The 8,737-nt window shown below is 58.5% G+C and carries 9 protein-coding genes; 4 read left to right on the top strand and 5 right to left on the bottom strand.

The features are described 5' to 3' along the window. Positions 1–59: 59 nt before the first annotated feature. The 5 genes from EPN93_03915 to EPN93_03895 form a co-directional block, all read right to left on the bottom strand. Positions 60–1,052 (bottom strand): class II fructose-1,6-bisphosphate aldolase, encoded by a 993-nt coding sequence (locus EPN93_03915; GenBank protein TAL38886.1) that lies wholly within the window; start codon positions 1,050–1,052, stop codon positions 60–62. A gap of 323 nt (positions 1,053–1,375) precedes the next feature. Further along, complete coding sequence (trxA, locus tag EPN93_03910) at positions 1,376–1,690, bottom strand: thioredoxin (GenBank protein ID TAL38885.1); 315 nt, start codon at positions 1,688–1,690, stop codon at positions 1,376–1,378. A gap of 155 nt (positions 1,691–1,845) precedes the next feature. Beyond that, positions 1,846–2,490, bottom strand: a complete 645-nt coding sequence (locus EPN93_03905) for a DedA family protein (GenBank protein ID TAL38884.1) — start codon at positions 2,488–2,490, stop codon at positions 1,846–1,848. A 70-nt stretch (positions 2,491–2,560) separates the two neighbouring features. Continuing rightward, positions 2,561–2,767, bottom strand: a complete 207-nt coding sequence (locus EPN93_03900; protein TAL38883.1) for a hypothetical protein — start codon at positions 2,765–2,767, stop codon at positions 2,561–2,563. Next, positions 2,764–3,663, bottom strand: coding sequence for a hypothetical protein (locus EPN93_03895; protein TAL38882.1), 900 nt, complete (start codon positions 3,661–3,663; stop codon positions 2,764–2,766). Before EPN93_03895 ends, EPN93_03900 begins: the two co-directional genes overlap by 4 nt. Before the next feature lie 300 nt (positions 3,664–3,963). Between EPN93_03895 and EPN93_03890 the strand changes: the two genes are divergently transcribed. From EPN93_03890 to EPN93_03875, 4 genes are all read left to right on the top strand, one after another. Continuing rightward, entirely contained in the window at positions 3,964–4,713 is a 750-nt protein-coding gene (locus EPN93_03890) for a FadR family transcriptional regulator (GenBank protein TAL38881.1), read from the top strand. Further along, positions 4,655–6,370: a glycerol-3-phosphate dehydrogenase/oxidase gene (locus tag EPN93_03885; GenBank protein TAL38880.1), complete on the top strand. Its 1,716-nt coding sequence runs from the start codon at positions 4,655–4,657 to the stop codon at positions 6,368–6,370. Before EPN93_03890 ends, EPN93_03885 begins: the two co-directional genes overlap by 59 nt. A 49-nt stretch (positions 6,371–6,419) precedes the next feature. Then, entirely contained in the window at positions 6,420–8,057 is a 1,638-nt protein-coding gene (locus EPN93_03880; protein TAL38879.1) for an FAD-binding oxidoreductase, read from the top strand. Between the two features lie 97 nt (positions 8,058–8,154). Then, positions 8,155–8,631 (top strand): GNAT family N-acetyltransferase, encoded by a 477-nt coding sequence (locus EPN93_03875; GenBank protein TAL38878.1) that lies wholly within the window; start codon positions 8,155–8,157, stop codon positions 8,629–8,631. Positions 8,632–8,737: the final 106 nt, after the last annotated feature.

Genomic DNA, 8,737 nt, shown 5'->3' with positions numbered 1-8,737 from the left:
GGCCGGGTCACGTGACCCGGCCTTCGCGCGTTTGTGTGTCGTTATTTCGGGTTTTATTATCAGGCGTGCCCGGAGGATCCGAGCACGTTGATGTTCTTATGCATGTACAGCTCCTTGAGCGAATCGCGCGCCGGTCCCAGGTACTTCCGCGGGTCGAACTCCGCGGGCTTTTCGGTGAATACCTTGCGGATGGCCGCGGTCATTGCGAGACGCCCATCCGAATCTATGTTGATCTTGCACACCGCCGAGCGCGCCGCCTTGCGCAGCTGGTCCTCGGGGATGCCCACCGCGTCCTTGAGCGCCCCCCCGTGCGTGTTGATGATCCTCACCTGCTCTTGTGGAACCGAGGACGATCCGTGGAGCACGATCGGGAAGCCGGGTATACGCTTCTCGATTTCCTCGAGTATGTCGAAACGCAGCGGGGGCGGTACCAGGATTCCCTGGTCGTTCCGCGTGCATTGTTCCGGCTTGAACTTGTTCGCCCCGTGGGAGGTTCCGATAGAAATGGCCAGCGAATCGACGCCCGTTTTTTTCACGAAATCCTCCACCTCCTCCGGTCTCGTGTAATTCGAGTGCTCCGCCGATACGTCGTCCTCGACGCCCGCGAGCACGCCGAGCTCGCCCTCTACCGTAACATCGTGCTTGTGCGCGAATTCAACCACCTTCTTCGTGAGCGCGGCGTTTTCGTCGTAGGGGAAATGCGATCCGTCGATCATTACGGAGGAGAATCCGCTCTCTATGCAGTCCTTCGCGAGCTCGAACGTGTCGCCGTGGTCGAGGTGCAGGACGATGGGGATGGGATACCCGAGCTCCCGGGCGTATTCGACCGCGCCGCGCGCCATGTTCCGCAGCAGGGTGGCATTCGCGTATTTCCGCGCCCCCGAGGAGACCTGGAGGATCACGGGAGACTTGGTCTCCACGCAGGCCTGGATGATGGCCTGAAGCTGTTCCATGTTATTGAAGTTGTACGCGGGAATGGCGTAACCGCCCTTCATCGCCTTCGCGAACATATCCCGCGTGTTAACCAGTCCGAGTTCCTTGTAGCTTATCATGACGATACTCCCGCTCCCCATTGGAAAATTTTGCGACACCGATCATCGCCGGGATCTTTGCGCGGCATCATTGTATGTACCCTGATTTCGACGACCGGAATCTGCGGCAGGTATCCTGAATTGCCTGGATGTTCGCCCCCCGCCCTATAAGTATGTAATTAAAAATCCGCGCCGTCAAGGCAATTATCCGCTCCGAACGAATAGCCGACCGGCGGGTGCGTGTCGGCTTCCCGCGCCGCGTGATGACGATACCGGGCATGAAATAGGTCCATGCCCGGCGCAAAATTGGAAGAGCGGGGAGGTTGTGCGATGTGCTTTCTGAATTATTGGAGCCTCTTCTTGAGCGATGCTGCCGGCTGTACGCCTACCATCCTTTCCGCCTCCTGCCCCCCCTTGAACAATATGAGGGTCGGGATCGAGTTGATCGCAAAACGGCTGGCCAGGCCGGGATTCTCGTCGGTGTTGCATTTAACGATCTTGACATTCACCTCTCCGGATTGGGCGATTTCTTCGAGTATCGGGGTCTGCATCCTGCACGGCCCGCACCAGGGGGCCCAGAAATCAACGAGGACGGGTACGGTGCTGGCCTGCACCTCGGTGGAAAAGTTCTGCTCGGTGAGTTCGGTTATATGGTCCATGAATATCTCCAAAACGAAATGGTATTTTAACAAATATTAAAATAATGAATTATCGAACGATCGTAAAGAATATTTTTAATAGGCGGGAAATATGTGAGACTCGGAACAACCGGTATGCACCGTCCAGGGACCGCCGGGCATTGAGAAGCGCAGTCCTAGGCGGCGGACCCGGCGCGTTCCTTTGCCGACCTGCGCACCCGGTATATAACGTATACCACGGCCGCCGCCAGCATGATCGCGCCTACGGCAAGGTTGTAGTTCCGGAGCAGGGTCTGTGTTTTGCCGCGGACGGCGTCCCAGTTGGTGCCCAGCATGAAACCGGCGTGGATCCAGATGAAATTCCATACCGCGGCGCTCGCGACAGAGAGCGCCAGGACACGTGCAGGGGAAAGCATGGAGATTCCGGAAACCAGCGAAATCACCGAACGTATGCCGGGGAGAAACCTGTTTCCGGCTACGACGGGATATCCGAACCTCCGGAACCATGCCTCCGCGGAAAGGATGCTTTTGGAGGAGAAAAAGCTGTAATTCTTGTTCATGAAAAATTCCTTTCCCATGAACCTTCCCAGGAAAAACAGCAGCATGAAACCCACAACACTTCCCAGGGTCGTGACGCCGTATACGAGGAAATAATTGAGCCTCCCGGTTCCCACGAGAAATGCCCCGAAGGCGGTGATGGTGTCCCCGGGAATGGGCGGAAAAAGGTTTTCAATGACGGCGCTTACAAACAGGAACAGGTAGAAAAGCGCCTCATTGCAGGCGAGTACCTTGTCGAGAAGCTCTAAAATTGTGGTTTCCATTTAATGACCATAGCGTGTATATCATGAAATTTCCGGATTATCATCAAACTGGCCCGGAATGGCACAAGCCCTACACATATCCCTTGTAAATGTTAATCTCGGGGTCGTCGTTGCATTTCCCGCAGAACGCCATCGATTCCGCATGCCCGCAGCTGAATCCCCAGAGGTCCAGGATGCGGCATTCCCTGCAGAGGGGCTTCCCGCAGCCATTGCACACCACGACCGCGTCGCGCGCTGCGCATACCTGGCATGGCGTGCCGTCGATGATCGTGATCACTCGCCGCGTCCTTCCACGATGTATATCGCGCGCGGGTACACGAGCGCGGTGAGCGCATACAACTCCCAGGCGAAGGCGACAAACCCGAGGTACCCAAGGACCGGCATTTCGAAAAGTTTCACGTCGCCGAGTATCGGTACCGTATAGAACCATTTCGTGTGCGCCCAGTAGTTCCAGAATTCCCACAAATAGCCGCACAGGAGCCCCGCGAGGGAGAGGGCGGCCGCGGGCCTGTAATTCCCCCGTGTCATGGCGCCGGCAAGGGACGGATTTCCCATGGAGTAGTTCAGCGGCTCTATGAGCAGGAAGAAGCCGATCCAGACGAATGCGGCGGTGTACTCGGAGAGGTGCGTTCCGGTGGCCCATTTCAGGAATATAAAAAGCGATTCGTCCGCGGCGCGGCCGGCATAGTACATGGAGAACGGCACTATGGGGACCGCGAGGAATATCAGCCCCAGGATGAAGGAGACGGCAAGCGTCCTTTTCCCCAGGCGCAGGGGACGGCCCCGGAGCGGTTTCATCATGTGTGAAAGCATGCCGTAGGCCAGCAATACCCCCGGCACGATGGTCGCGAATGACCACACATAGCCGAAATAGCGCACCCCGAGGTTCGGGGTGAGATTGAGGTAGTGCCAGTTGGAGAGGAAGATATTGAACCACTCGAACACCCACCAGCTCACCACGGAAATTACGGCAAGGGGGACGATAGCGCCCGTCCGGATCAGGGAGGCGCGGCCCGTACGGACGAGGACCGCGTCGAAGACAAGTATCAGGCCGGTCCAAAGGACAGGTGTGGCCCAGGTGGTGAACGCATTTGCCTGCACCAGGATACAGCACTCCATGCCTACGATAAGCACAACACCCGGCCAGAAATGATACGGTATCCCGGATTTCACAGACCATCCCCGAATTCTTAATATCATGAATCGCCGTGAGTATAAGGAGGGGGACCCCGTTGGGCAAGACTTTTATCGCGCGCGAACCCGCCTCCCGCGAGTCGCCGACGTCTCTGCCCGAAGCCGGGAAACTGGCAGGCCTTTAAGGCCCGGCGGGGAGGGGGCCGATACGGGAAAGGCAATCCACCATACCCGTGGAAAAAATAAAATTCCGGACAAATCTCAATTATTTATTGACGGAATGCCTGCCTTTATGGTAAATTGTTATTGGTCGGACCACTCGGCCACCGGACAAATAACATGACAAGCGCGGCAAGAAAACTGGATCCCGTCGTCAAGAGCAGGCTGCACGAGGGAATCGTGCGCCAGGTGCTGCAGAAAATCCTCGCGGGGGAGCTCAAGCCCGGTGAGAAGCTCCCTGCCGAAAGGGAGATCGCGGAAAGCCTCAAGGTAAACAGGGCCACCCTGCGCGAGGCGCTCAAGAAGCTCGAGGTGCTGGGGCTGGTCGATATCCGGCACGGGGACGGCATCTACGTACAGAATTATCTCGAAAGCGGCAACCTGGAGCTTTTCCGCGAGATAATTTACAGCAAGGCGATACTGAACCCCGGCGTGCTGGAAAACATCCTGGTGATACGCCGGATACTGGTGCCCGAGATGGCGGCTATAGCGGCGGAGAAGCGAACGGACGAACATGTGCGCGATCTTGCAACGCTCGTCCTGGACGATCCCGGCGACGAGATGCTTGAACGCGATCTCACCGTGCATCGGATGATAGCCCGCGCGAGCGGCAATTTATTCTACATATTCATACTGAATTTTTTCAACCAGCTCTTTCGGGACTTCGGGCCAATCTATTTCGATTTTCCCGAAAACAGGGAGCGCTCCGCGAAATTTCACCGTGACATCGCGGCGGCGATAGGGGCCGGGAAGGCCGACAAGGCTCGCAAGATTATGCACGAGGTCCTGCTTTTTACCGAGGAAAGGATACATGAATACTACAAGGCCGGCAACTCCGTGGGACGCGGCGCGGCCGGCAAGGGGGCGTAACATGAAACGGTTCATCGAAAAATACAAGGGCGAGGAATACGACATCGTGGTCATCGGGGGAGGAATCACGGGAGCGGCCGTGGCGTATGACGCGGCGTCCCGCGGGCTGAAGGTGGCGCTCCTCGAGAAAAACGATTTCGGATGGGCGACCTCCGCGGCGACCTCCAAGCTCATTCACGGGGGACTGCGGTATCTCAACAACATGGAGTTCGGCCTCGTGCGGGAATCGCTCCGCGAGCGGCGCATCCTGGAAAACATAGCCCCGAACCTGGTGTACCCGATTCCCTTCATGGTTCCGAACTACCACAAGTTCAAGAACAACAAGTGGATAATCAAGATCGGGCTCACGCTCTACGACATTCTTTCCTTCGATAAGAAATGGACGTGGGACAAGAGCAAGCGGATCCCCAACCACTCATCGTACTCGAAGAAGAAGGTCATGACCATGGAGCCCAACGTGAGAAAGCTGGGGCTTACCGGGGCGGCACTCTACTACGACTGCCAGAGCATCTTCCCCGAGAGGCTCACCCTGGCATTCGTCAAGTCGGCCGAGAGCTACGGGGCGCATGTGGCCAACTACGCCAGGGTTCTCGACTTCCTCTACAGCGACGGGAAGGGCGTCGCCGGCGTAAAGGTGCAGGATATCCTAACCGGGAAAACCGTCGAGGTAAAGGCGCGCCTCACGATAAACTGCGCGGGCCCCTGGGCGGACATCGTGCTCAACCTCGCCCAGAAGGGCAACGGGAACCACCATATCCGGCGTTCGGAAGGGATTCACCTCATCCTGAAAAACGCGGTCGAGAAAAACGCGGTGACCATGCTCACGCCGGGTGGGAGGCATTTCTTCGTGGTGCCGTGGCGGGGCCACTCGCTGGTCGGGACCACCGACAAGGAATATGTGGGAAATCCCGATGAGTACCATGTTTCGCGCGCGAGCATCGAAGAGTTTATTACCGAGATCAACGGGTCCTTCGGGGACGGCGGCATCTCCTACAAGGACGTGCAGTACGCCTACGGCGGACTGCGCCCGCTGGTCGATACCCAGACCGAGGGGACGTACAAGTCTTCCCGCAAGTACGAAATTTACAATAACGCGCTCCAGGGCTTCGAAGGACTCATCACGGTCGAGGGCGGCAAGTATACGACGAGCCGGAAACTCGCGGTAAATGTGCTGAAAATGGTCCAGGTGAAGCTGAAAACACGGCTGCCCCGGTCCACGACCGCGCTCGAATATCTCAAGGGATGCGAGATCGAGGACATGGCCGGGTTCCTGGACAGGGCCCGCAAGCAGAACCCGGACTTCAGCATAAAGACGCTTGAGTACCTCGCCCGGAATTACGGGACCGAGTACAACGCGGTGCTCGAGCTCGCGCGCGCCGATAAAAAGCTCGCCCAGCAGGTGAGCGCCGACGGGGAAATACTCGCCGAGGTCGTCTACGCGGTACGCGTCGAGTGTGCGCGGACGCTTTCCGATATCATGCTGCGCCGGACGGGGACCGGTACCCTGGGCTACCCGGGCGACAAGATCATGAAGCTCGTGGCTGCGGTCGCGGCGAAGGAGCTCAAGTGGGACGCGGCACGCGTGCGGAAGGAGATCGCCAGCGTCAAGGCGCAGCTTGTGCTTCCCAACGGTGAAAAGGGCGCGAAGAAGCGGTAACGCGGACCTCACGCCGCGTAATGACATCATTACCTTTGGAGTAAGGGACATGCACAAGGATAAGACCTACCGGGACATTTTGAAATGGGGCGACCCGTCCCACGAGGAGACGCTGGACGCGCACCTGCTCGAATTCGCGGGGAAGACGTTCGGCCTTTCGAAGGGCGATCTTGAAGGGAAATACCTCCCGGGCGACGCTTCGGTGCGCGTGCGAAAAAGCGCGCTGCCGAAACCGGTGATATCGGCGCTCGAAAAAATAGCGGGGGCCGGGAACGTAAGCGTGGACGGCTTTGAAAGGGCATACCACGCATACGGGAAGTTTTTCCTCGACCTGGTGTATCTGCGCCTGGGCCGGGTGAAGTACCCCCCGGATGCGGTCGTCTATCCGCGGGACGAGGAAGACGTCATGAAGCTCGTGGCGTTCTGCAACGCGAAAAAAATTCCCATAACGCCCTTCGGCGGTCACTCGTCGGTGACGCGCGGCGTGGAGACACCGCGCGGGGGTATCAGCCTGGACCTCACCCGGCATATGAACGGGGTGATCAGGGTGAACGAGGTGAATTCGACCGTGACGGTGCAGCCCGGCATGTACGGCCCGGCGTTCGAGGAATATCTCAACAAGTTTAAATCCGGTTTCACCTGCGGGCATTTCCCGCAGTCATTCGAATACTCCACGGTGGGCGGCTGGGTGGTGACACGCGGCGCCGGCCAGGCCTCGACCGGGTACGGCAAGATCGAAGACATGGTGCTTTCCCTGCGCGTGGTCACGCCGCGCGGCGTCATTGAGACGAAGGATTATCCGGCGGCGGCCATTGGGCCCGATATCGACCAGGTCATTATCGGATCCGAGGGCGCGTTCGGCGTGGTGACGGAGGTCACCATGAAGATTCGAAAATTCCTTCCGGCAAACACCGCGTACGCTTCTTTCATTTTCAGGGACTTTACCGGCGCGGTGCGCGCGATGCGCGAGGTGATGCAGGGCGAGTTCGGGAAGCCGCACCTCTTCCGTATCTCGGACTACGAAGAGACCGACGTCGCCTTCACGCTCAAGGGCGCGGAAGGCTCCCTGGCCGACAAGGTGCTTTCCTTCCTGGGCTACAAGCCGCTCAAGCGCTGCCTCATGTTCGTCGCCGTGGAGGGGGAGCGCGATTACGCGAGGTTCGTCGTGAACAAGGTCAAGGCCGTGGCAAAGGCCCACGGCGCCTTCGCGACCGGGGCCTCCCCCACGAAAAAATGGCTGGAGCAGCGCTACTCGAGCGCGTACCTGCGCGATCCCCTGATGGACCTTGGCCTCATGACCGATACGCTCGAGACCGCCGTGAGCTGGGAAAACCTGGTCCCCCTGTGGAGCGCAGTGCGCGCGTACATCAAGGCGCGTCCCGATACGGTATGCATGGTGCACATCTCGCACGTCTACGAAAACGGGGCGAACCTCTACTTCACCTTCCTGTCGCCCATCAGGAAGGGCCAGGACGCCGACGATTTCATAAAGTTTCACAAGGGGATCATCGACACGGTGCACGCGAACGGCGGATCGCTCTCCCATCACCACGGCGTGGGGAAGCTCATGGCCCCGTGGATGAGGGACGAGCTTGGGGCGACGGGGCACGGCCTGGTGCAGGCGATGAAGGATTATTGCGATCCCAAGGGCATCATGAACCCCGGGGGGACGCTCGGACTCAAGTAACTCTTCTCGATCCCCACATCTTCTATTCTTACACACCCCTCAAAGGCGCAGGAATGTAGTGATTGACAAATCATAAGCATGGGTTCCGATATTACTTATGGCACAGATAAAACCCCTCGCCGCGTGTCCGGACTACGCGCCGGTCCTCGCCTACTGGTCCTACAACCTCTGGTACCGCACGCGTCCGATCGACTACGACGTGCTGGTGAAATCATACCGGCAGCGCACGACGGCGAATACGATACCGCTTGCCTGGGCGGCCGTCGATGAGAGCATGCCGGTGGGAATGGTATCCCTGAAGAACGACGACCTCTGGGCCCGGAAGGACCTGAATCCATGGCTCGCTTCGCTCTTCGTGGTCCCGGAATTCAGGAGACGAGGTATTGCGGAGGAACTTGTTGCCGCCGTTATTGGAAAGGCCAGGGATCTCAAGCTGACCATGATCTACCTCTTCCTGGACGCGAAGGACGAGACGCGTCTCGCGGAATACTACAAGGCGCGCGGCTGGCGCTATCTGGAAGACGCGCTCGACAACGAAGGCCATCCCACGCAAATATTTTTTTTCCCGCTCTAGTTTCGCGATCGTGAATTTCATTCCGCGTGCGCGGAAGCTCCGCGACGCCTGCGTAGATATCCCCGTCCGCGTCAATTTCGATTCCCAGGCACATCACCCCAGCTTT

The sequence above is a fragment of the Spirochaetota bacterium genome, from assembly GCA_004297825.1.
Taxonomy (GTDB): Bacteria; Spirochaetota; UBA4802; order UBA4802; family UBA5368; genus FW300-bin19.
Note: the sequence above shows the minus strand (reverse complement) of the source record. Positions and strands in the feature narration are given on the sequence as shown.

Bases quoted from the DNA above. Each gene is read 5' to 3' on its own strand.
- EPN93_03880 (TAL38879.1), top strand. From the start codon at position 6,420: ATGCACAAGGATAAGACCTACCGGGACATTTTGAAATGGGGCGACCCG.
- EPN93_03885 (TAL38880.1), top strand. From the start codon at position 4,655: ATGAATACTACAAGGCCGGCAACTCCGTGGGACGCGGCGCGGCCGGCA.
- EPN93_03905 (TAL38884.1), bottom strand. From the start codon at position 2,490: ATGGAAACCACAATTTTAGAGCTTCTCGACAAGGTACTCGCCTGCAAT.
- trxA (TAL38885.1), bottom strand. From the start codon at position 1,690: ATGGACCATATAACCGAACTCACCGAGCAGAACTTTTCCACCGAGGTG.
- EPN93_03890 (TAL38881.1), top strand. From the start codon at position 3,964: ATGACAAGCGCGGCAAGAAAACTGGATCCCGTCGTCAAGAGCAGGCTG.
- EPN93_03915 (TAL38886.1), bottom strand. From the start codon at position 1,052: ATGATAAGCTACAAGGAACTCGGACTGGTTAACACGCGGGATATGTTC.
- EPN93_03875 (TAL38878.1), top strand. From the start codon at position 8,155: ATGGCACAGATAAAACCCCTCGCCGCGTGTCCGGACTACGCGCCGGTC.